Raw genomic sequence first — 21,643 nt, 5'->3', positions numbered from 1 at the left:
GCCGGATACCTTTTCCATGTTGATGAATACCCATGAAGCGCGCCTCGATGCCCTGCGCGGCGAACTGAAATCGCGCGGCCTCGATGGCTTCGTGATTCCGATCTCGGATGAGCACATGAGCGAATATGTCGGCGCCTATGCGCAGCGCCTTGCCTGGCTCACCGGCTTCGGCGGCTCGGCCGGCAGCGCCGTGGTGCTGACCGATCCCGCGCTGTCGCCCGCCGCCGCCATGTTCGTGGACGGTCGCTACACCCTTCAGGTGCGCGATCAGGTGGACGGCCGGTTCTACGCCTATGAAAGCGTGCCGCAGACCAGCCCCGCGCGCTGGCTGGGGCAATATGCCCCCAAGGGCGCCAGGATCGGCTACGACGCCTGGCTGCACGGATCGAAGTGGGTGGAAGCGGCGCAGGCCGCGCTCGCCGCTGTGGGCGGCACCCTTGTCGCGGTGGACGGCAACCCGATCGACGCGGTGTGGGAAGACCAGCCCGCACCCTCGCCTGCCCCCGCGCTCGTCCATGACGATGGGCTCGCCGGCGAAGCGAGCAAGGCCAAGCGCGCCGCCGTCTCCGAATGGCTGACCGCGCGCGGCCTCGACGCCACCGTGATTTCGGCGCTGGATTCGATTGCCTGGCTGCTCAACCTGCGCGGCACCGACGTGGAGCGGACCCCGGTGGCGCTGTCCTACGTCGTCGCCCATGCCGACGGCACCGCCGATCTCTACATCGCCGACGAGAAGGTGACGCCGCAGCTTCGCCAGCACCTTGGCAATGCCGTGCGCATCCAGCCGCGCGACGCTTTCATTTCCGGCCTCGGCACCCTGGCCGGCAAGCGTGTCGCGGTCGATCCCGACAATGCCGTGGCCGCCGTGTTCGAGACCCTGCGTGCCGCGGGCGCCACGATCGTCGAGGAACGCGATCCCACGATCCTGCCCAAGGCCGTGAAGAACCCGGTCGAACGGCAGGGCCACCGGCAGGCGCAGGCGATCGACGGCGTGGCCGTCACCCGCTTCCTGCACTGGCTGTCGGTCGAAGGCCCCAAGGGCGAAGTGACCGAGATGAGCGCGTCCGACCGCCTCCACGCCTTCCGCCGCGAATGCGGCGACTTGCGCGATCTCTCGTTTGACACGATTTCGGGCGCCGGCCCGAACGCGGCCAGCCCGCACTACCGCGTCTCCGAGGAATCGAGCCTGACCCTGCTTCCCGAAAGCGTCTATCTCGTCGATTCGGGCGGTCAGTACCCTTACGGCACCACCGACATCACCCGCACCGTATGGATCGGCACCGGCGAACCCCTCGCCGAAGTGAAGGACCGCTTCACCCGCGTGCTCAAGGGCACCATCGCCATCGACCGCGCCGTGTTCCCCAAGGGCACCAACGGCGGCCAGCTCGATGCGCTTGCCCGCCAGTTCCTGTGGCAGGTCGGTCTCGACTACGCCCACGGCACCGGCCACGGCGTGGGCAGCTTCCTTTCCGTCCATGAAGGCCCGCAGCGCATCGGCAAGCCGGCCGGCGGACAGGCCGGCACGTCGCAGGAACTGCTCGCGGGGATGATCCTCAGCGACGAGCCGGGCTACTACAAGGCGGGCGAGTACGGCATCCGCATCGAGAACCTAATCCTCGTCGAACCGCGCCGGTTCGCCGGTTCGGACGGCGAATACTTCGGCTTCGAAACGCTGACGCTGGTGCCGATCGACCGCCGCATGGTGGACACCTCCCTGCTCTCGGCGGACGAGACGGCCTGGTGGAACGCCTATCACGCCAGGGTGCTCGACGTGATCGGCCCGCAGCTTGACGGCGAAGTGAAGGTCTGGCTCGAAGAGCAGTGCCTTCCGCTCTGATACCGCCGCATCGATACGGAGCCGTTGCGGTGCGGCTGCTTCCGATATTGTGAGCCTTGCGGCTCAGGCGTAGCATCCTCCCGGCAACTGGATTGCCGGGAGGATCTGCCCATGACGGAACCCGTACACGATCTCAGGACCCATCCGGTCCACCTCGGCCTCGGCGCGGCAGCCCGTGCCCAACCCGCCTTCACCGGCATGGAATGGTACGCCGCCTATTCCGAACGCACCGCGCCGGACGGTGCCGAGGGCCGGCTCGTCTCGATGTACGATTTCGCCGAAAGCTGGGACAGCTGGGAAATGCACCCGGCGGGCGACGAACTCGTGGTCTGCCTCGCCGGCGCCATGACCCTGCATCAGGAACTGGCGGACGGCAGCGCCCGCAGCGTGACCATCGGCCCCGGCGAATATGCGATAAACCCGCCCGGCGCCTGGCACACCGCCGATGTCGACGGACCGGCCACCGCCCTGTTCATTACCGCCGGTGCAGGAACGCAGCATCGCCCGCGATGAGTTTGCCGGAAGGCTTGCCTCGCGCTGAATGGAGTGCCAAGCCTGTGACAATTGGCGACAATAAACCCGCAAGACGGCACAACTGCGCGACAAGCGGCGATTAGACCGGGCATCAGAAAGCCGCGGGGCGTTCCTTCCCCCTCCCTTCCCCGCCCCACGGCTTTCGCCAGTTTTTCGAGAAAGAGAGCCATGAGCATGAATCGCTTCCGCACGATCACCATCGGCATCTCCGCCGCAGCCCTGGCGATTGGCGGAATGGCCGGCGCCCAGAATGCGACGACCAGGCCGGCGGCCCCTTCGGCGACATCGCCGGCAGCCCCCGAGCGTGACCGTATCGAAACCCGCGCCGAGGCACAGGCCCGCGCGGAGGCGATGTTCGCCCGGCTCGACGTGAACAAGGACGGCAAGCTCGACCGCGCCGACCGCGAGGCCCGCCGCCAGCAGAGGCGCGAGGGCATGTTCGACCGGCTCGACACCAACCGGGACGGCTCGATCTCCAAAGCCGAGTTCATGGCCGATCGCGGCCCGGACGGCGATCGCGGTCCCCGCCCCGGCGGCGATCGCCCCGATGGCGCAGGGCCGGGCGACATGCCCCCGCCGCCTCCCGGTGGCCCCGACATGAATGGCCCCGACATGAATGGCCCCGGCAAGGATGGCCGCCCCGAACGCCATGGCCGCCACGGCGGTCCGCGCGGCGGGATGAAGGGGCCGATGATGGGCCTGGGCAAGGCCGATGCCGATGGCGACCGCGCCGTCACCCGCGCCGAATTCGTCACCGCCGCGCTCCAGCGCTTCGATGCGGTGGACACCGACAAGGACGGCAAGATCACCCCCGAGGAACGCCGCGCCGCGCGTGACAGGATGCGCAGCGAGTGGCAGGCCCGCAAGAACGACCGCCGGGACGCACGCGGCGCGCCTGACGCTCCGCCGCCGCCCGCGAAGAAGTAAATCGAAGCCCGCCCGAGCGACCGGCCGGAAAAGGAATGGAATGAACGACATCTCGCCCGCCCGCGTCCTGCTGGTCGACGACGAAGCTGCACTCCGCGAGCCCCTGGCCGACTATCTGTCGCGCCAGGGGTTTGCCGTCACGCCGGCCACCAGCGCCGCCGAAGCCCGGAGCAAGCTGCAGGGCGAGAAGCCCGACCTCGTCCTGCTCGATATCATGATGCCCGGCGAGGACGGCCTCTCGCTGTGCCGCCACCTCGTGGAAGCGCAGGACATTCCGGTGATCTTCCTCACCGCCCGCGGCGAGGCGACCGACCGGATCGTTGGCCTTGAGATCGGCGCGGACGACTATGTGGTGAAACCGTTCGAACCGCGCGAGCTGGTGGCCCGCATCCGCTCGGTGCTGCGCCGCGCCGCCCGCGTACCCGCGCAGGCACCGGAGAACGAGGCCTTCGCCTTCGAGGGCTGGCTGCTGGACCCGCTCAAGCGCCGCCTGTCCGATGCCGAGGGCGCGACCGTGCCGATCTCCTCGGTCGAGTTCCGCCTGCTCATGGCCTTCCTCGAACACCCCCGCCAGGTGCTGAACCGCGACCGCCTGCTGGACATGGTGCAGGGCCGCGAGGCGCACCTGTTCGACCGCGCGGTGGATAACCAGGTCAGCCGCCTGCGCCGCAAGATCGAAGTCGATTCGCGCAATCCGCAACTGATCCAGACGGTCTGGGGCGGCGGCTACATGCTCGCTACCGACGTGCAGCGCGTACCGCTCGAAGCGGACTGATCGGATCGCCCCCATGTCGAGCCTGAAGATGCCTCGTCCCCACAGCCTGATGGGCCAGATGCTGCTTGCCATCGCGGTCGCGCTGATGCTCGTGCAGGGCCTCGGCGCGTTCTTCGTCTACCGCGCCCAGCGCGAAGGGTACGAGGCGAGCATGCTCAACGCCTCCGCCTTCAGGCTGGTCATGGAAACGCGCGGCCCCCGTGCGCTATCGCGCCGCCATGACGGCGGCCCGCGCGTGCAACTTTCCGGCCCGCCGCCCAAGGGCTACCACCTCGAATACAGCACGCGCTCGCCCGTCGCCCCCGGCGAGACCCGCGACGAGGAGGCCGAGGCCGGCATAGCCCGCATCCTTGCCGACCAGGAATTCCCGATCCGCGAGATCGTCGTCGTCCACCGCGATGTCGGGCGTGACCGCGTGGCCCGCCGGAACGCGCTGGAACGCGCGGCGGGCTACGGCCTCTCGCGCGAGGAAACGCAGGGCCTGATGCGCGCCAACCTGCTGGTGGTGGGCGTGCGCACCGATGACAGCGGCAACTGGATCATCTCCCGCGTGCGCGCGCCGCGGGCCGAGAACGTGCTGATCACGCCGATCCTGATCCAGACGATCATCATCTACGTGGTCATCATGGGCGCCGTGGCGCTGATCCTGCGCCGCATCACCCGCCCGCTGGCCGCCCTTACCCGCCGCCTCGAACGCTTCGCCGCCACGCAGGACGTCGACGGCCAGCTTGCCCCTTCCGGCCCTGAGGACATGCAGCGCCTGATCGTGGCGCACAACGCCATGGAATCGCGCATCGCCGCCCTGCTGGACGAGAAGAACGTCATGCTCGGCGCCATCGGCCACGATCTCAAGACCCCGCTCGCCGCGCTGCGCGTACGCATCGAATCCGTCACCGACGATGTGGAACGCGGCCGCATGGCCACCACCATCGAGGACATCGTCCATACCCTGGACGATATCCTGTCCCTCGCCCGCGTCGGCCGCCCGAGCGACCCGCTGGAACGCACCGAACTTTCGGCGCTGATGTTCTCGGTGATCGAGGAATACGAGGACATGGGCGAGCCGGTGGACGTGGGCGATACCGAACGCGTCGCGCTCGAACTGCGCCCGACCTGGATCCGGCGCGCCCTGCGCAACCTGATCGGCAATGCCCTGCGCTACGGCGAGCGCGCACGCGTCTCGCTCTCGCGCGAGGACGGGCGCGATGGAACGACGCGGGCGGTGATCCTCATCGAGGACGATGGGCCGGGCATACCCGACGATTCCATCGACGCGATGATGAACCCCTTCACCCGCGGCGACCCTTCGCGCAACAGCGCCACCGGCGGCGCCGGCCTCGGCCTTGCCCTCGCCCGCGCGATCGCGGACCAGCACGGCGGCGCGCTCAAGCTGTCGAACCGGGTCTCGGCAAACGGCACGATCGAGGGGCTGACAGCGCGGCTGGAACTCCCGGTCGGTTAGGAGAAGCCCCTGCCTGCCGGTTACTTCATCCTCGCGAAACCGGCGTCGATCTGCTCGCCCAGCATGTCGTCCAGCAAGCCGCAGTTGCGCACCCGCTCGATCGCACGGTCCAGTTCGAGAGCGCCGGGCGTTCCGGCGAGGCGCAGCCTGAAATCGCGGGCGATGCGCTCGGCGCGGGCGACCGAGCAGAACCGGCCGAGCATTTGCGGCAGCCGGGTGGCGAAGAACTGGCCGTCGCCGCTGTCCAGCATCCCGTCGAGATGGGCGAGAGCCCAGTCGTAGCCCATCTCGCGCGTGGCGCTGCGCGCCATTACCCCATCGAGCAGGTCGCGCTTCTCGCTTTCGCGCAGGCGCGGATCGTCAAGCGCGAGAAGCCAGGCGGCCAGCTTGGGATCGCTGGTGCGCGAGGCGGCGGCAAGCGCGGCGGGGCGAAACACCGGGTCTTCGGAAGACAGCGCACGGTCCACCAGATCGCGAGCGGCCTGATTGTCGCGCTTGTAGAGATAGAGATCCAGCGCATGGTCCAGCCAGGCCGGATCGAGCGCGGTCCTGTCTCCCGCGAGATAGGCGGCCATGGCATTGGAAAGCTGGTCGCGCAGGCTGCCGCCGCGCCCGGTGTTGAGCAGGGCGGATACCACCTGGACCCGCCGCTGGGTGCGCGCCGAAGCCTCGCGCGCATAGATGCCGTAGCGGGGATCGAAGCCCAGCTCCTTGAGCAGCGGAGCGTAAAGATGTTCGCGCAGCAGGCCGAAACTGCGGCGCGCCTGCGGGCTGACGAAGCCCTGCATCATGTAGCGGGCCAGCGCCTTGTCCGGTGCGTCGGCGGCGTGCGGATCCTGGTGGTGGATGAGCTTGCGGGCGAGCTGCGCCATTTCGCCGACATTGCCGCGCCCCGCGCGGATGGAGGCGTCCAGCGAATCGACCAGCGCCAGCGCCTCGCCGCCGGGAAGACCGTCTGCCGAAGCGATGAGTTCGTTCCAGTGCCGGGCCGTCAGTTCGAAACGGTAATAGCCGCTGCCGCCGGCATTGGGGAACACCGGGCCTTCGCCGGGAACCGTGAAGATCTGGCTTCGCTGGTCCATGATCGTGCAGGTGCGCTGAAGGCCGCGGCGGAAGCACAGCGGAATGGTCCAGCGGGCATCGGGCGTCGCCACCCCGGCGGTCGTGTAGCGAAGCTGGGTCACGGCCAGCCGGTCGCCGGTCTGGCGCATGGCGAGGAGCGGCACGCCCTGCTGCTCCACGAAACTGCGCAGCGCCGGCACCAGCCGGGGATCGCCCGCCACTTCGGCAAGGGCGGCGAAAAAGTCCGCGCTGGTGGCGGTGCCTTGCCGGTGCGCGGCGATGTATCGGCGCACACCCTGCCGGAAGCGATCCTCGCCCAGCCAATCGGCAATCATGCCGACGACGTGGCCGCCTTTGCCATAAGTGATGGAATCGAATGCCGAATCGATCTGGTCGCTGGTCTCGATCGACTGGCGGATCGGGCGGCCCGCCAATAGCCCGTCGATATCCATCGCCTGATAGCCGGTGCCCAGCGCGTCGCCCGCGATCCCGAGATCGGGCCGCCAGCGATCGCCCACCCGGTAACCGATCCAATTGGCGAAACTCTCGTTCAGCCAGAGATCGTCCCACCAGTCCGGCGTGACGAGATCGCCGAACCACTGGTGGCCCAGTTCATGGGCCACGATCATGCCGAACTGGCGCTGCTGCTCCACCGGCGCGTTTTCGTCCATGACGAGGATATCGTCGCGGTAGAGGTCGGCGCCGGGGTTCTCCATGGCGCCGGGCAGGATCGGGCTGGTCACCTGGTCGAGCTTGGGGAAGGGAAAACGCTCCCCGAAATAGTCCTCCAGCAGGGTGACGATGCGCTTGCTCCCCTCCATCGCGAAAGCAAGGTTTCCGGCATTCTGGCGCGTGGAGACGATCCGCAGCGGCAGCGGCTCGCTCCGTTCCGGCGTAGGGGGCACTTCGCCGGACAGGATCGCGAAAGGCCCGACCATCACCGCAACAAGGTAAGTCGGCAGCGGCGGCCCCGGAGCGAAGCGGTGAACCGCCAGCCCGTTCTCGAGCGCGGGAGTGCCGGTCTCCGGCCCGTTGCTGATCGCGGCGAGGCCGGGCGGCGTGCGCAGCGTGATCGCGAAAGGCGTCTTGAATCCCGGCTGGTCGAAACCGGGAAAGGCGGCGCGGGCATCGATGGACTGGAACTGGCTCCAGGCATACCAGGCGCCCTCCACTTCCACGCGGAACAGACCGGCCGGTCCCTGTCCGAAGGCTGCGGTGTAATCGAAGGCCAGGGTCAGCGGACCTGCGGGAAGGTCTTCGTCGAAGCGCACCTCGGCAAGACCCTCTGCATCGAGTTGCCTCCAGTGGCCGACAAGGGTCCGCCCGGCAAAATGGGCCTCGACCCGGGTCATGCCGAGCTCCCGGCCGTGCAGGTATAGTCTAGGTGTCTTTCTGGTCAGGTTCAGGTCGATCTCTGTCCGACCGGAAAATCGCGGCTTCGACGGGTCCACGGTGAGGTCCAGCCGATAGGCCAGCGGCCTTGCCGAATCGTCCAGTCGGCCGAACGGAAGGTCGGGTTTCTGCGCCTCCACCACGATTGCGGCAGCCGGCTCGGCCATGGTGCCACCCGTCTCCTGCGCCGCGGCGGCACCCGGCACAGCAAGCAGCGCCGCGAACGGGATCGAGCCCCGGAATATCCCCATCAGCTCAGCGCATCAGGCCGCCGATGAGATTGCGCGCAAACCGGCCAAGCCCCGGAAAACCTATGGCTTTCCCAAGAGCATCCCCCACCGTTCCCGCCGCCGCGCTGGCGGCCGAAGCCTTGGGATCGGCACGGCTTTTCCTGCCCTGCATCGACTGCGCGAGAATCGAACCGGCGCTCGCCGCCGCCGCGCCGGCAGCGGCCTTGGCCACCTTTCCGCCCAGACCGTCCCAAAGACTGGGGCTCTTGCGCTCCTGCTTGCCGACTTCCTCCTTGCCCTTTTCCGCCACTTCCTGCGCGGTTGCGGCCGCATCGGCAGCCTTGGCGGCAAGGATTTCCTCCGCGCTTTCCCGGTTCACGGGGGTATCGTACTTGCCGTCGAACGGGCTGACGGACTGGATGATCGCGCGTTCCTTCGCCTCGATCGGACCCAGCCGCGAACGCGGCGGCGCGATCAGCGTGCGCTGGACAACGGTGGGCGCGCCTTCGTCGTCAAGCGTGGAAACCAGCGCCTCACCGACCTTCAATTCGGTGATCGCCGCCTCCACGTCGAGCGCGGGATTGATGCGGAACGTATCCGCCGCCGCCTTGATCGCCTTCTTGTCGCGCGGGGTGAAGGCCCGCAGCGCGTGCTGCACGCGGTTGCCGAGCTGACCGGCGATATCCTCGGGAATGTCGATCGGGTTCTGAGTGACGAAGTAGACGCCCACGCCCTTCGAACGGACGAGGCGGACGACCTGCTCCACCTTGTCCTGCAAGGCCTTGGGAGCATCGTCGAACAGGAGGTGAGCCTCGTCGAAGAAGAACACCAGCCGGGGCTTGTCGGGGTCGCCGACTTCGGGAAGCACCTCGAACAGTTCGGACAGCAGCCAGAGCAGGAAAGTGGCGTAAAGCTTCGGACTGCGCATCAGCTTGTCGGCCGCGAGCACGTTGATGTAGCCGCGCCCCTTGTCGTCGCAGCGGATGAAATCGGCGATTTCCAGCGCCGGTTCGCCAAAGAACCGCGCCGCGCCCTGACTGTCGAGCGCGAGGACCTGCCGCTGGATAGTGCCGACACTGGCCTTGGTCACATTGCCGTACCGGGCCGAAAGCGCAGCGGCATTTTCCGCGACATGCGCAAGCATCGCCTGGAGATCGGGCAGATCGAGAAGCAGAAGCCCCTGCTCGTCGGCATAGCGGAAGACGATGTTGAGAACGCCCTCCTGCGTATCGTTGAGGTCCATCAGCCGCGCGAGCAGCAACGGCCCCATTTCCGATATCGTGGTGCGGACGGGATGGCCCTGCTCGCCATAGATATCCCAGAAGACCGCCGGATTATCGGAGTAGGCATAGTCGGTTATGCCGATTTCCCTGGCCCGCCCTTCCAGGATGGCGGCATTCTTGAACTGCGGGCTGCCCGGCATCGAAATGCCCGAGAGATCGCCTTTCACGTCCGCGAGGAAAACCGGCACGCCGGCGGCGGAAAACTGCTCGGCAATGGTCTGGAGCGTGACGGTCTTGCCGGTGCCGGTGGCTCCCGCGATCAGCCCGTGACGGTTGGCGCGGCCCAGCCGCAGGACCTGCCGTTCACCATTCCCACCGAGTCCCAGGAAAATCTCGTCCATTCACCGCTCCTTGCACCCGCCATCGTGATAGAGCGGCCTCGGTGCGAGGGCGAGAGGGATTTTGCCAGCAGCGCCGTTCATCGCTAAAGGCCCATTTCCGAACATGTCCGAAGCTTTCGTCCTCCTTGATGATGCGCGCCGCGAAGGCGCCGCCGATGCCCGGATTTACCGGGCCGCGACCGAAATCGTCGTGGCCCGCCAGCCGCACGAAATCGCCCCCGCGCTGGAGCGTATCGAGCAGTTGGCGGCAAACGGACTGCATCTTGCCGGATATCTGACTTACGAGGCCGGCCTCGCCCTGGAACCGAAGCTGGCCGCGCTGCTGCCGGACCGGATCGGCGCTGCGGGACCGCTGCTGTGGTTCGGCGCCTTCGAGGGATACGAGACGGTTGCGGCCGCCGAAATGCCCGGCTGGCTGGCCCGCCATGCCTCGGGCGGACCGCGCGGCATCGGCCCGCTTGAGCCGCAGATATCCAGCGGGACTTACGCCCGGGCCTTCGCCCGCCTGCATGACGCGATCGAAGCCGGCGACATCTACCAGGCCAACCTCACCTTCCCGCTGGCAGGGCCATGGCACGGCGACCCGCTGGCGCTCTATGCCGCGATCCGCCCCTCGGCAGCGGCCGGTTACGGCGGAGTGATTCACGACGGATCGCATTGGCTGCTGAGCTTCTCGCCCGAACTGTTCTTCACGCTGGAAGGCGGACAAGTAACGGTCCGCCCCATGAAAGGCACCCGCCCGCGCGGCAGGGATGCGGCACAGGACGAAGACCTGCGCGCCGAACTCGCAGGCTCCACCAAGGACCGGGCCGAGAATCTCATGATCCTCGACCTGATGCGCAACGACCTCTCGCGTGTGGCCGCTGCAGGCAGCGTCCGTGTCGAGGATCCCTTCGCCATCGAAAGCTATCCCACCGTCCACCAGATGGTCTCGACGGTGCGGGCCGATCTGGCGCAAGGCAAGGGCGCGGTGGACATCCTGCGGGCGCTCTTCCCCTGCGGCTCGATCACCGGTGCGCCGAAGATCCGCGCCATGGAACTGATCGCCGAAGTGGAACGCCATGCCCGCGGCCCTTATTGCGGCTCGATCGGCAGGATCGATCCTACTGGCGAGGCCGCGTTCAATGTGGCAATCCGCACTCTGCGCCTGACGCCGGGCGACAACGGCACCGGCCGCGCGGTGCTGGGCGTCGGCTCGGCCGTGGTCGCCGATTCACAAGCGCTTCCCGAATGGCGGGAATGCCTGGTCAAAGGGGGTTTCGTGAGAGAGTCGGCAGGGGCATCCTCGCCCGCCAGTTTCGACCTGATCGAGACGATGTGCTTCACGCCCGAAAAGGGCATTCCGCTGCTCGAACTCCATCTCGAGCGGATTCGCGCCAGCGCCGAAACGCTGGGCTTCAGTTTCGACCGTCACGCCGTGCGCAATGCCATCCAGGCATTGTGCTTCGATGCCGATGCCCCCTCGAAGCTGCGCCTCGTCGCCTCGCGCAGCGGCGCCTACGCGCTCGAACTTTCCGAACTGCCCGCAGCCTTTGCCGGGCCGGTGACCGTGGGCGTGCTGCGCCTGCCGGTCGACAGCGGCGACTGGCGTCTGCGCCACAAGACCAGCGACCGCGGCTTCTACGAGGCCGGCCTCGCGGCAGCCAAGGCGGCAGGCGCAGGGGAAGCCCTGTTCCTGCGGGACGACGGGCTCGTGACCGAGGGCACGTTCACCAATCTCTTCGTCGAACGGGACGGCATGCTGCTTACCCCGCCCCTCGCGCTCGGGCTGCTGCCCGGCGTGCTGCGCCGCTCGCTGATCGAGCAGGAACGCGCGGTGGAAGCGGCACTCACGCTGGACGATCTCGCCGATGGCTTCATGATCGGCAATTCGCTGCGGGGGCTTCTCCCGGCCCAACTCCTCAAGTGATGTTGTCCTGCTGATGCATAGCTCCGCCGCCCTCTCCCGCATCGCCCCCTCGGGGACGACCGCGATGACCGACCGCGCCATCGAACTGCGCGAATCCGGCCTCGACATCATCTCGCTTTCGGTGGGCGAGCCTGATTTCGCCACCCCGCCCCACGTGATCGAGGCGGCCAAGGCCGCGCTCGACGATGGCCAGACCAGATACACGGCGGTCGGCGGCACTTCGCAGCTCAAGCAGGCCGCCGCCCTGCACTTCGCGCGCGACCTCGGGATCGAGGTTCCTGCCTCGCAAGTGACGGTGAGCGCGGGCGGCAAGCAGGCGATCTTCCACGCCATGCTGGCCACGGTGAGCGAAGGCGACGAAGTGATCGTGCCTTCGCCCTGGTGGGTCAGCTATCCCGAGATCGTGCGCTTCGCGGGCGGCAAGGTCGTGCCCCTGCCAACCCTGGCGAAGGACAACTTCCGCTTCACGCCCGCCGATCTCGAAGCGCAGATCGGCCCGCGCACGCTGTGGGTTCTGCTCAACAGTCCCGGCAATCCGACGGGCGCCTACTATCCGGAAGACATGCTTCGCGGCATCGGCGAAGTGCTGCGCCGCCATCCGCGCGTCATGGTGCTTTCCGACGATATCTACGCGCCGCTCAACTATACGCTCGATGGCACCGTGGCCCGCCCGCATGCGACGCTGGCGAACCTCTGCCCCGATCTTGCGGACCGCATCCTGACCGTCTCGGGCGTTTCCAAGAGCCACGCGATGACGGGTTTTCGCATCGGCGTCGCCGCCGGCCCGCAGTGGTTGATAAAGGCGATGGAAAAGCTCCAGTCGCACTCCTCGGGAAACCCCTGCTCTATCAGCCAGGCCGCCGCCGTGGCCGCCTTTGCCGGCCCGCAGGACTTCCTGGCCGAATGGCGCGAGCGTTTCCGCGCCCGCCGGGACCGGGTGGTGGCCGCGATCAACGCGATTCCCGGACTGTCCACGCCGACTCCGGAGGGCGCGTTCTATTGCATGATCGATGCCGCCCCGCTGATGGAGCGCTTCGGAGACGACGTGAAACTCTCCCTTCACCTGCTGGAGCAAGGCGTCGCACTCGTGCCGGCCTCGGCGTTCGGCGGGCGTGACGGCTTCCGCATCAGTTTCGCCGCAGACGACGCGCGGCTCGAAGAAGCGCTCCGGCGCATAGAGAAAGCATTGACGTAACATGGAACTGGAAATCCTCTTCGAGGACGGCGAGGCGCTGGTCATCGACAAGCCGGGCGGCCTTCCGCTCGACACGCCCCGCGCGGGCGGCCGCAGCCTCGAAGACCGGCTCGACGAGCTGAAACTCGGCTTCCACCGCGCGCCTGCGCCGGTCCACCGGCTCGACCGCGACACCTCGGGCTGCCTGCTGCTCGCCCGCAACCCCAAGGCGCTGAAGCGGTTCTCCGCCGCCTTCGAGGAAAAGGTCGTCGAGAAGCGCTACCTCGGCATCGTCGCCGGGACCATCGCCGACGAGGAAGGCACTATCGCGCTCAACCTTTCCAAGGTCAGCACCGTCAAGGATGGCTGGCGCATGATCCCGGCCAAGAAGGGCAAGCCCGCCGTCACGCACTGGCGCAAGCTGGACGAGAAGAACGGGATGACCCTTGTGGAATTCCGCCCTGAAACCGGCCGCACGCACCAGATCCGCGTCCATGCCGCTTCCGGTCTCGGCGTGCCGCTGCTTGGCGATCCGGTCTATGGTTCGAGCAAGGGCGCGCCGCGCACCATGCTTCACGCCGCCGGGATCACGGTCCCACGCGGTGGTGACAAGGAGCCGATCGTGGCGGTAGCGCCCCTCCCGGCAGACTTCGCCGCGTTCGGCTTCAGCGATGAATGAGCGAGGTTGAGGAGACCATCGGCCGCGCCCAGGCGCTGGCGAGCGAAGCCTTCATCGCCTCGACCGGACCGGGCGGGCAGAACGTCAACAAGGTGGCGACGGCGGTCCAGCTGCGGATCAACGTCTATGCGCTGCGGCTGCCTCCGCCGGTCTTCGCACGGCTGAGGGAACTGGCTGGCAGCCGCATGACCTCGGCCGGCGAACTGATGTTCACCGCCCGCCGCTTCCGCACGCAGGAAGCGAACCGCGCCGATGCGCGCGAACGACTGGCGGAAATGCTGCGCGATGCTCACAAACTGCCGGAAAAGCGCGCCAAGAGCCGTCTCAACCGGGTCGGCAAGGAGCAGCGGCTGAAAGGCAAGAAGCTGCGCGGCTCGGTCAAGGCCGGGCGCGGCAGGATCAGTTTCGACTGAGGTTCAGTTGCGGGCGGGGGTGGCCGCTTCGCTGGGGCTGGATTTTCCCGGCTCTCCATGGGCGCCGCCGACTCCGGCAGGCGGTCGCCGCACCTCCAGCATCTCGGCCGCCTCGCCCAGCGCGCGGGCTTCACCCATGGTGACGGCGCCCGGGCCGGGTACCGAATCGGATGGCCCGCAAGCTGCCAGCGGCAGGACCGCGATCAGCAGGCAGGGAAGTCTCAAGGATCTCAGCCCTCGATCACCCGGGCATGGGGGTGGTGCCTGTCGATATGCTTGCGAATCATCTTAAGGTTCCGGCTATTCGAACGGAACATGAAGTCGAACAGGTCGCCCGCGAGGGGAATGGCGCCCAGCAGCGTATCCACGCCGACATTCGCGGTCATCCGCGCAAGTTGCCACTTCGACATGCCGAGATTGCGGGCTTCCCAGACGAGGTACATCCCCAGGACCGCCGAAACCACGTCTCCGGCCACCGGCACCAGCCCGACGACCGCATCGAGCCCCACCTTGCGACGGAGGCCGGGCAGGGCGATGGCGCGTTCCAGCACATATTCGACCATCTCGACGCGGCGCACGATCGAAACCGCGTCAGCGCCCAGCGGCAGATCCATGTCCATGCGGCGGGCGGAAGTCTGTCCAGTCGCCAAAGTCGTGGCACTCCTTAATCGGCATGAACGCCGTTCCGCTTATTTGGGCACCCAGGCCAGCGGCATCAAGGGGTGCCATCCCCAGGTGTTCGGCGCGAAACCTGCCACGCTGCCACGGACCAGCGACCAGCGGATGGGTGTTCCGAAGGGAATGAAGACGTTGGCGGCAGTCAACTCCGCCTCGGCTTCGGTCAGCAGCGCCGAGCGTTCCTGAGGGGTCGCCGCTGTGGCGGCTTCGGCAACGCGGGCATCGGCATCCGTGGAACAGAGGCCGTGCCGGGCGCTGCAGGAAAGCCGATTGAGGAACCATGCCGCCCGCGGATAGCGGGCTACGTCGTCAATCAGCAGGAGATCGGCTTCCTCGGCGCTGCCGGTTCGCGCCAGATGAACTCCGATCGCGGCGAGGTCGGCGGTCAGCCGGTCCAGCAGGATGTCCGATCCGCTGCCCACGGGCAGCCAGACCGTAACACGCGGGCCGTTCGGGGCGGGAAGGGGCACCGGGGACGAAGCACCCCGCGCGCTCCGCACCGCCGGAGCCGGCGGTTCGGACGCGCCTTTGCCCCCCGAAGCCGCCACCCAGCGGCGTATCCGCGCGGTGGCCAGGCTGCGGCGCTCCTCAAGCGATTGCTCGCTCCAGCGTTCGCCGATGGTACCGAGATCGCCGTCAAGACTTGGCGTGACGATCCGCGTCGTCCCGGACCAGCCGCCAAGGCTGAACGGTGCGATCAGGCCATCGCGGTCGATCGCCATGGACAGGGCTTCCCGGTTGGCAGGATCGGCAAGGAAACCTCTATCGTTCATTATCTTGAGGCCGAACAGTCCGACTACTGGATCGACCTGGATGGTGCCGCGCAGAATTCCCACCGAACGGGTCAGCGGAAAGTCCTGTATCTCGCCCCCCATCACCAGATCGACCGTGCCATCGTTGAAGGCATCCACTGCAGCGGGACCATTCAGCGCCTGCACGTCGATCCGGCGTGTGCGCTGTGCCCAGTTCTCGATCGCGGGAAGCCCAAGGGTTGCGGGGTCGATCGGCGTCAGGCGCGCCGTCCGCCGATCACGCTCCAGCCGCATGGGCCCGGCGCCGCGCCGCTTGAAGGTGAGGCCGAGTTCGGGCTGCGCAAGCAGTTGCAGCAAATAGGGCATCGGCCTGTTCAGGCGGATTTCGACGACCCTTCCGGCCATTGCGCGAATTTCGTCAATACCGGCAAGGTCACGCGCCAGAGGTGTGTCGTCGAGCGATTTCAGTGCCTCTTCCAGCGACTTCTTCGCCGATTCGGCAGTCAGCGGATCGCTTGAAAGCCAGTCTCCGTCGCGGAGCCGGAAGATGTAGCTCTGTCCGTCGTCGGTAACGATCCAGCGGTCCGCCAAGGCGGGAATCACCCGCCCCTTCTCGTCGAAGGAAACGAGCCCCTCGGCGGTGGAGGCACGAATGAGCTGGCCTGCCAGGGGCAGATTGTCTCCGGCCTCGAAAGGATCGCCGGCAGCACCGATCACCGCGACGCTCAACGCCGAATTGTCGGAAGATCCGCAGGCGGCGAGCGCCAGCCCGGCCAGTGGGACCAGAACCCGGAAGGCTTTGCGCGAAGCGAACATCGGCACCGGCCTAGGTCGTAAACTCATGAACAGCACCATCGAGGCGCCCAAATGGCAAACAGCTCGGGCCGAAGCTGACGCCGGGCGGGCTGGTTGCCCGTCCAAGGCAGCTTCGGTTCGAGATGGAAGCCATTTGGGCGTCCCTTCGGGATTTGACCAAAATGGCCCATCGCTGCGTCGGGAAGTCTTGAAATATCGACATATTCCATCGCCTTCCCTTCTTGCGCTGAGCCATTTTGCCTCAAACCTCGATGGTGCCGTTTATGAGTTTACGACCTAGTCCATTTCGGCAGATGCGCAAATGGCCGGCAAGGCTCGGCGGCGAGTTTTCGTAAGGCTATCGGAAGCACGATCCGCAGCGTGACGCGAATCAGACCTTGCGCAGGTTCTGGTCGGTCGATGTCACGGGTGCGTACTGCGCTTCGTAATTGCGCACGTAATTGGGTGCATGATCGGCCGCCGGAGCCGCGGTTGCACGCGCCAACTTGGGATCGATCTCATCGCTGAATGCCACGCCGAAGCGGTTTTCCTGGACCCAGGCCACAGACCCCGGAACCCAGCCGATATTGCGGATGTTCACCGAAACCACGGTGCCGCGCATGACCTGCACGCCGCCTTCCCCCATCATGCCGCCCGCCGAAAGGTTGCGGACCTTGATGCGGTACTCACCCTCAAGGCCATCGATGCGCAAATCCGCCATGAGGAACAGGCTGTCGCGCGCGATATGGCGGTTTTCGGTTTCGTTCATGAGGTCTCGTCCGGCATTCCGTCTGGCGGCGATGATATCACGAAGAACGGTCCGCGATAGCCACCGCACCCGCGCCCAAGGCGCGTTTCCGGTCGATACCTAAAGGCGAGTGGCAAAGAAAGCCTTAACGCCCCGATCTGCCTGCAAGGGTTGCCGGCCGGTAGATCGGGGCCTCAAGCGCTGAAAACAGCCGAGAACTATTCGTCCCGAGAGACTTTTTCGCGCCGCTCGTGCGCTTCCTGGGCCTCTACGGTCATGGTCGCGATCGGTCGGGCTTCGAGCCGTCCAAGGCCGATCGGTTCGCCGGTCACTTCGCAGTACCCGTATTCGCCTTCCTCGATCCGGCGCAGGGCGGAGTCGATCTTGGCGATCAGCTTGCGCTGACGGTCGCGGGTGCGCAGTTCGATGCCCCAGTCGGTCTCGCTCGAGGCACGATCATTCAGATCGGGCTCACGGATAGGACCGTCCTGAAGCTGTGCCAGCGTGCCGGCAGAGGCGTCGAGGATCGATTTTTTCCAGGCCAGCAGCAGCCGCCGGAAGTAATCCTGCTGAGCCTCACACATGTAGGTCTCGTTCTCAGCGGGAACGTAAGAACCGCCAAGCATACGCTTTGCCTTGGCGAGGACATCAATTTCGTCAGCTAGGGCCGTTGCCATCCAGAGAATCTCCGCACGAATCCCCCCGGCCTGCCTACGCCCTGCGACCCCGGATTTTTCCAGTGGCCTATACGGCAAACCGCGGTGGGCGGCCTATAAGACCGCCCCATTGCCTGCACAAGGCCATAACCATGGCAGTCCACAAAAAACCTGAACGCTAGTTCGGTTCGGGACGGTTTTGCTCCGTATCCCTACAAGGAACCTTGCAGATTTATCCTTAACCGTTTGTTGACCATGCGCAGGTCACTGTTCCCTCATCGGGCCGCAGACCGCGGCAGAAATGTCTCGGGATACGAACGATGAAGGATGTCTGGATCAAGGAGAGCCGCCTTACCGCTGCCGGCGTGGCCGACCTGAAGGGTAACGACCTGCTGGTGGCCGACCGGCTTGCAGCGGCGGCACATGGCGATTTTTCGGCCTGCTTCGACCTTGGCGTAGCGTATTCGACCGGAAGCCACGGCATGGCCTGCGATCTTGTCGAAGCGCACAAGTGGTTCAACCTCGCCGCCGTGAACGGGCATGAGGAAGCCGCGACATCCCGGGCCGAACTGGCCGATGAGATGACCGCGCGCGAGATCGCCGAAGCCCAGCGCCGCGCGCGTCACTGGCTTGCAGCCTCGCCCTCTTCCCCGGCAACCGGGGCCGCCTGACCCCGGAAACAGGCCGTGTTCAGGGTTTCCTGAATGGCGTCCGCCCGCCCAGCAGGAGCTGGTCCTGCGCGATTCCCGCGCGTTCCTGTTCGAGATAGTCGGCGATAGCGGCCCGCAGCCCCTCGTGGACAATGTAGTGCGCCGAGATCGTGCGCACCGGTTCATAGCCTCGTGCCAGCTTGTGCCCGCCCTGCGCCCCCGCCTCCACGCGCGAAAGCCCGAGCGCGATCGCCGCGTCGATGGCCCGGTAGTAGCAAAGTTCGAAGTGCAGGAACGGCTTGTCCACCAGCGCGCCCCAGTACCGTCCGTAAAGCGCCTGATCGCCGATGAAGTTGAGCGCGCCCGCCACCGGCCGGCCGTCCATGTAGGCGAGCAGCAGCAGAATCCGGTCCCCCATGGTCTCTCCGAGCAGGGAGAACGCCTCGCGCGTCAGGTAAGGCTGCCCCCACTTGCGCGCGCCGGTATCCTGATAGAAGGCCCAGAACGCGTCCCAGTGCCGTTCACCGAGTTCATCCCCGGTGAGCACGCGGACCTCCAGCCCCTCGCAGGCCTTCTCCCGCTCCTTACGGATGTCCTTGCGCTTGCGGGATGAGAGCGCGCCAAGGAATTGATCGAAGCTTTCGTAGCCGTGATTTTCCCAGTGGAACTGAATATCCTCGCGCAGCAGCCACCCGGCCGCCTCGAACAAGGGAATCTGATCGGGTGCGATGAAAGTCGCATGAGCGGAGGAGAGCCCGTTCTCGCGGCAAAGCGTTTCGGCGGCGGCCAGCAGCGCCGGAGCAAGCTCGGGGTGCGGCGTGAGCAGGCGAGGCCCGGTCGCGGGCGTGAAGGGCACTGAAATCTGCAGCTTGGGATAATACGAACCGCCAGCACGGTGCCACGCATCGGCCCAGGCATGGTCGAACACGTATTCGCCCTGGCTATGTTCCTTGAGGTACGCGGGAAGCGCCGCCGCAAGCCTTCCTCCGGGGCCGTCCACGGTGATCGGCACCGGCGTCCAGCCGCTGCGCCCGCCAACGCTGCCCGACGCTTCCATGGCGGAAAGGAAAGCATGGGAAACGAATGGATTGCCGCCGCCGCTCAGCGCATCCCATTCGGCTGCGGGGAGTTCACTGACGCTGCCGTGAATGCGGGCCGTGAATTCCCCCGCACTCATGCCGTTTCTTCCGCTGGTCGTTCGAAGATGACCGCATCGGCATGAAGCCCTGCGCGTGCGTGGTGCTCAGGCCGCCGCACCGTCCAAGTCGCGACCGGCAGGCCGCGCTTGCGCTGCGCGGCGGCGAAACGACTCGGCAGGTCGCGAACGTCATAGGCAAGAAAATCGGGACGAGCCTGCCAGAGCGCGAGACGGCGGCGCAGCTTGCCGGGAAGCGCGCGGTCTTCGCCCTCGGATACGACCAGTCCGCGCACGGTGTGCGGCGAATGACGGTGATACCAGCGCGAGACGCGCGGATCGAAGCTCATCACCGCATGAGAGCCGGTATAGCCCTCCAGCACGCGGCGCACCGCCAGGCACAGGGCGGCAATTCGCGTGCTGCGTGACGACTTCAGCTCGATCAGCACAGGCGCACGGCCGGCGATCTGGTTCAGCGCCTGCCGCAGGCTGGGGATCGTCTCCGCCGTCCCGCCCAGCGTGATGCCCGCAAGCTGGGCGGCACTCCGGCGGAACACCGGCCCTGTCTCGCCCGTGAGCCGGTCCAGTTCGCCATCGTGGAATACGACCGGCGTACCGTCACCGGCTCGCTGCACGTCGAGTTCGACGCCGTAGCCCTCCTCTACCGCGAGCCGGAAAGCCGCGAGCGAGTTTTCGGGAATGACAGCGCCGTGAAGCCCACGATGGGCATAGTCGTGTCCGCCGATCCACCCGACCTTGCGCGGATCGGGCGGCGGCGAACACCAGCGGTCAAGCAGGGCGAACGGCAACGATGGCGTCCACTTCGACAGCGGCGCCAAGCGGCAACACCGGCACGCCCACAGCGCTTCGGGCATGCTTGCCCGCCTCGCCGAACACCGCCACCATCAGTTCCGAGGCGCCATTGGCGATCTTGGGCTGGTCCGTGAAATCGCCGGTGGAATTGACGAAGGCGCCAAGCTTCACCACGCGCTCCACCCGATCCAGCGAACCGAGCGCCGCCTTCAGCTGCGCCAGGATCATCACCGCGCAGGCCTGCGCCGCCTCCACACCCGATTCGAGGCTCACGTCATCGCCCAGACGGCCGGTCACGAGCTTGCCCTCGACGAACGGCAACTGGCCGGAAACATGCGCCAGGCCGCCCGCGACGACGACCGGCACATAGGCCGCGACCGGCGCGGCGGGCTCGGGAAGCGTCAGGCCAAGCTGCGAAAGGCGGGTTTCGATCTCACTCATGTTCAGGGCTTTCCTTCAATCGGGCCTTCAATCGGGGCGTCAGTCGGGTTCTGGGTCAACCAGTCGATAAGCCAGGGGGTTGCGGCATCCCATCGGTCGATCCGCGCATGGGCATGACCGGCCAGATGGGCACAGGCGATGTGCGGCGCCAGCAAGGGCTCGGCACAGAGATGCAGGCGGCCGATCTCCGGCGCAACCCCGGCCACGGAGCCGTGATGCTGGGCGAGATCGTCGACGAAAACCGCGCGAGAGGGCGTATATTCATCAAGGATCGCCTTCAACGCCGGGCCTTTCGGCCCCTGGTTGGTGAAGACGCGCACGTCGATGCCATGATCGGCCAGTTGCAGGCGGCGCGCCTCCTGCCGGAAATCCATGAGGTTGGTGAGCACCACCACGTCGGCATGTTCGCCGATCGCGCGGATCGCCTCGACAGCGCCCTCCACCGGGGTCTGCCGGTGCATCTGGCCATCGAAGAACTTGTTGAGCAACGACCACATCTCGGCCTGTTCGAGCAGGTCGCCGGTCTTGATTCGCCGCATCGCGCTCGAAAACTCGCCCCGGCCCATGTCGAAGGCCACGCCTTCCTCCTCGGCCAGCCAGTCCCTGAAATGCGATACCATGTAGAGCAGCACTTCGTCGCAATCGGTGATGAGCAGCGGGCGGTTCATGAGCCGAGCCTTTCGCGCGCCGAGGCCAGCGCCATCGGCGAAACCGCCAGTGCTTCCGCCGCCGCCACGAGATCAGGCTCGTGCGAGCACAGGAATTCCAGCACCGCCGCCATCGTCGCGGGTTCCCCCAGCGAGGCGCGCAGTTCGTCGGGCGTCAGCCCGGTCAGCGCCAGGAAGCGTTCGGCGCGGTCGGGATCGCCCAGCACCCAGCCGAGCGCATTGAGCGCGAGCGCCTGGGGGTCCTGCGATGGGGATGGCGACTCTCGAAGAATTGTCAGTCTCGCTTGCG

At 66.8% G+C, this 21,643-nt stretch carries 23 protein-coding genes; 11 read left to right on the top strand and 12 right to left on the bottom strand.

Going from position 1 to position 21,643, the window contains the following annotated elements; translation table 11 throughout:
- The first annotated feature begins 16 nt into the window (after nucleotides 1-16).
- From ACXJ16_RS14070 to ACXJ16_RS14050, 5 genes are all read left to right on the top strand, one after another.
- A complete protein-coding gene (locus tag ACXJ16_RS14070; RefSeq protein WP_463920852.1) occupies nucleotides 17-1,837 on the top strand; it encodes an aminopeptidase P family protein in 1,821 nt (606 codons plus the stop codon).
- 111 nt (nucleotides 1,838-1,948) lie between these two features.
- Nucleotides 1,949-2,350: a cupin domain-containing protein gene (locus ACXJ16_RS14065; protein WP_324697216.1), complete on the top strand. Its 402-nt coding sequence runs from the start codon at nucleotides 1,949-1,951 to the stop codon at nucleotides 2,348-2,350.
- A gap of 189 nt (nucleotides 2,351-2,539) precedes the next feature.
- Nucleotides 2,540-3,298: an EF-hand domain-containing protein gene (locus ACXJ16_RS14060; RefSeq protein ID WP_324697219.1), complete on the top strand. Its 759-nt coding sequence runs from the start codon at nucleotides 2,540-2,542 to the stop codon at nucleotides 3,296-3,298.
- A 40-nt stretch (nucleotides 3,299-3,338) separates the two neighbouring features.
- On the top strand, nucleotides 3,339-4,073 hold the full coding sequence (locus ACXJ16_RS14055; protein ID WP_324697221.1) for a response regulator: 735 nt from the start codon (nucleotides 3,339-3,341) through the stop codon (nucleotides 4,071-4,073).
- 13 nt (nucleotides 4,074-4,086) lie between these two features.
- A complete protein-coding gene (locus tag ACXJ16_RS14050) occupies nucleotides 4,087-5,535 on the top strand; it encodes an ATP-binding protein (RefSeq protein WP_463920851.1) in 1,449 nt (482 codons plus the stop codon).
- Between the two features lie 20 nt (nucleotides 5,536-5,555).
- Here the strand turns inward: ACXJ16_RS14050 and ACXJ16_RS14045 are convergent, their stop codons facing one another.
- Entirely contained in the window at nucleotides 5,556-8,240 is a 2,685-nt protein-coding gene (locus tag ACXJ16_RS14045) for a M1 family metallopeptidase (protein ID WP_324697225.1), read from the bottom strand.
- A 4-nt stretch (nucleotides 8,241-8,244) separates the two neighbouring features.
- The gene (locus ACXJ16_RS14040; protein ID WP_324697227.1) at nucleotides 8,245-9,843 is read right to left on the bottom strand and encodes a helicase HerA-like domain-containing protein; all 1,599 of its coding nucleotides are present in this window, start codon (nucleotides 9,841-9,843) and stop codon (nucleotides 8,245-8,247) included.
- 103 nt (nucleotides 9,844-9,946) lie between these two features.
- Between ACXJ16_RS14040 and pabB the strand changes: the two genes are divergently transcribed.
- From pabB to arfB, 4 genes are read left to right on the top strand one after another with little or no spacing between them, the layout of a single operon-like run.
- Nucleotides 9,947-11,752: an aminodeoxychorismate synthase component I gene (gene pabB, locus ACXJ16_RS14035; protein ID WP_463920850.1), complete on the top strand. Its 1,806-nt coding sequence runs from the start codon at nucleotides 9,947-9,949 to the stop codon at nucleotides 11,750-11,752.
- Nucleotides 11,753-11,765: 13 nt separating this feature from the next.
- Nucleotides 11,766-12,947, top strand: a complete 1,182-nt coding sequence (locus ACXJ16_RS14030) for a pyridoxal phosphate-dependent aminotransferase (protein WP_463920849.1) — start codon at nucleotides 11,766-11,768, stop codon at nucleotides 12,945-12,947.
- 1 nt (nucleotide 12,948) lies between these two features.
- The gene (locus ACXJ16_RS14025; RefSeq protein ID WP_054442217.1) at nucleotides 12,949-13,605 is read left to right on the top strand and encodes an RluA family pseudouridine synthase; all 657 of its coding nucleotides are present in this window, start codon (nucleotides 12,949-12,951) and stop codon (nucleotides 13,603-13,605) included.
- Nucleotides 13,602-14,018 carry an alternative ribosome rescue aminoacyl-tRNA hydrolase ArfB gene (arfB, locus tag ACXJ16_RS14020; RefSeq protein WP_054442216.1) on the top strand — a complete coding sequence of 139 codons (417 nt, stop codon included), beginning with the start codon at nucleotides 13,602-13,604 and terminating at the stop codon, nucleotides 14,016-14,018. The genes ACXJ16_RS14025 and arfB overlap by 4 nt, the downstream gene beginning before the upstream one ends.
- 3 nt (nucleotides 14,019-14,021) lie before the next feature.
- On the opposite strand, the gene ACXJ16_RS14015 is transcribed toward arfB, so the two are convergent.
- From ACXJ16_RS14015 to ACXJ16_RS14005, 3 genes are all read right to left on the bottom strand, one after another.
- Complete coding sequence (locus ACXJ16_RS14015) at nucleotides 14,022-14,243, bottom strand: hypothetical protein (RefSeq protein ID WP_324697236.1); 222 nt, start codon at nucleotides 14,241-14,243, stop codon at nucleotides 14,022-14,024.
- A 5-nt stretch (nucleotides 14,244-14,248) separates the two neighbouring features.
- Nucleotides 14,249-14,638, bottom strand: a complete 390-nt coding sequence (locus ACXJ16_RS14010) for a DUF4112 domain-containing protein (RefSeq protein ID WP_054442215.1) — start codon at nucleotides 14,636-14,638, stop codon at nucleotides 14,249-14,251.
- Nucleotides 14,639-14,707: 69 nt separating this feature from the next.
- On the bottom strand, nucleotides 14,708-16,264 hold the full coding sequence (locus tag ACXJ16_RS14005) for an ABC transporter substrate-binding protein (RefSeq protein ID WP_463921798.1): 1,557 nt from the start codon (nucleotides 16,262-16,264) through the stop codon (nucleotides 14,708-14,710).
- A 25-nt stretch (nucleotides 16,265-16,289) separates the two neighbouring features.
- On the opposite strand from ACXJ16_RS14005, the gene ACXJ16_RS14000 reads away from it, so the two are divergent.
- On the top strand, nucleotides 16,290-16,544 hold the full coding sequence (locus tag ACXJ16_RS14000; protein ID WP_292635452.1) for a hypothetical protein: 255 nt from the start codon (nucleotides 16,290-16,292) through the stop codon (nucleotides 16,542-16,544).
- Between the two features lie 90 nt (nucleotides 16,545-16,634).
- On the opposite strand, the gene ACXJ16_RS13995 is transcribed toward ACXJ16_RS14000, so the two are convergent.
- Together ACXJ16_RS13995 and dksA are read right to left on the bottom strand one after the other, a co-directional pair.
- A complete protein-coding gene (locus ACXJ16_RS13995) occupies nucleotides 16,635-17,012 on the bottom strand; it encodes a PilZ domain-containing protein (protein ID WP_054442213.1) in 378 nt (125 codons plus the stop codon).
- A 197-nt stretch (nucleotides 17,013-17,209) separates the two neighbouring features.
- Complete coding sequence (gene dksA, locus ACXJ16_RS13990) at nucleotides 17,210-17,668, bottom strand: RNA polymerase-binding protein DksA (protein WP_054442212.1); 459 nt, start codon at nucleotides 17,666-17,668, stop codon at nucleotides 17,210-17,212.
- A 299-nt stretch (nucleotides 17,669-17,967) separates the two neighbouring features.
- Between dksA and ACXJ16_RS13985 the strand changes: the two genes are divergently transcribed.
- The gene (locus ACXJ16_RS13985; RefSeq protein ID WP_463920848.1) at nucleotides 17,968-18,318 is read left to right on the top strand and encodes an SEL1-like repeat protein; all 351 of its coding nucleotides are present in this window, start codon (nucleotides 17,968-17,970) and stop codon (nucleotides 18,316-18,318) included.
- A gap of 19 nt (nucleotides 18,319-18,337) precedes the next feature.
- Here the strand turns inward: ACXJ16_RS13985 and ACXJ16_RS13980 are convergent, their stop codons facing one another.
- From ACXJ16_RS13980 to ACXJ16_RS13960, 5 genes are read right to left on the bottom strand one after another with little or no spacing between them, the layout of a single operon-like run.
- Nucleotides 18,338-19,474, bottom strand: a complete 1,137-nt coding sequence (locus ACXJ16_RS13980; protein WP_463920847.1) for a GNAT family N-acetyltransferase — start codon at nucleotides 19,472-19,474, stop codon at nucleotides 18,338-18,340.
- Nucleotides 19,471-20,241: a glycerophosphodiester phosphodiesterase family protein gene (locus tag ACXJ16_RS13975; protein ID WP_454797791.1), complete on the bottom strand. Its 771-nt coding sequence runs from the start codon at nucleotides 20,239-20,241 to the stop codon at nucleotides 19,471-19,473. Before ACXJ16_RS13975 ends, ACXJ16_RS13980 begins: the two co-directional genes overlap by 4 nt.
- The gene (locus tag ACXJ16_RS13970; protein WP_324697245.1) at nucleotides 20,222-20,686 is read right to left on the bottom strand and encodes a RidA family protein; all 465 of its coding nucleotides are present in this window, start codon (nucleotides 20,684-20,686) and stop codon (nucleotides 20,222-20,224) included. Before ACXJ16_RS13970 ends, ACXJ16_RS13975 begins: the two co-directional genes overlap by 20 nt.
- A gap of 2 nt (nucleotides 20,687-20,688) precedes the next feature.
- Nucleotides 20,689-21,354 carry an HAD family hydrolase gene (locus ACXJ16_RS13965; RefSeq protein WP_132468662.1) on the bottom strand — a complete coding sequence of 222 codons (666 nt, stop codon included), beginning with the start codon at nucleotides 21,352-21,354 and terminating at the stop codon, nucleotides 20,689-20,691.
- Nucleotides 21,351-21,626, bottom strand: a complete 276-nt coding sequence (locus tag ACXJ16_RS13960) for a DUF3572 domain-containing protein (protein WP_132468661.1) — start codon at nucleotides 21,624-21,626, stop codon at nucleotides 21,351-21,353. Before ACXJ16_RS13960 ends, ACXJ16_RS13965 begins: the two co-directional genes overlap by 4 nt.
- Nucleotides 21,627-21,643 lie beyond the last annotated feature (17 nt).

It is taken from the genome of Novosphingobium sp. TK71, from assembly GCF_055361505.1.
Note: the sequence above shows the minus strand (reverse complement) of the source record. Positions and strands in the feature narration are given on the sequence as shown.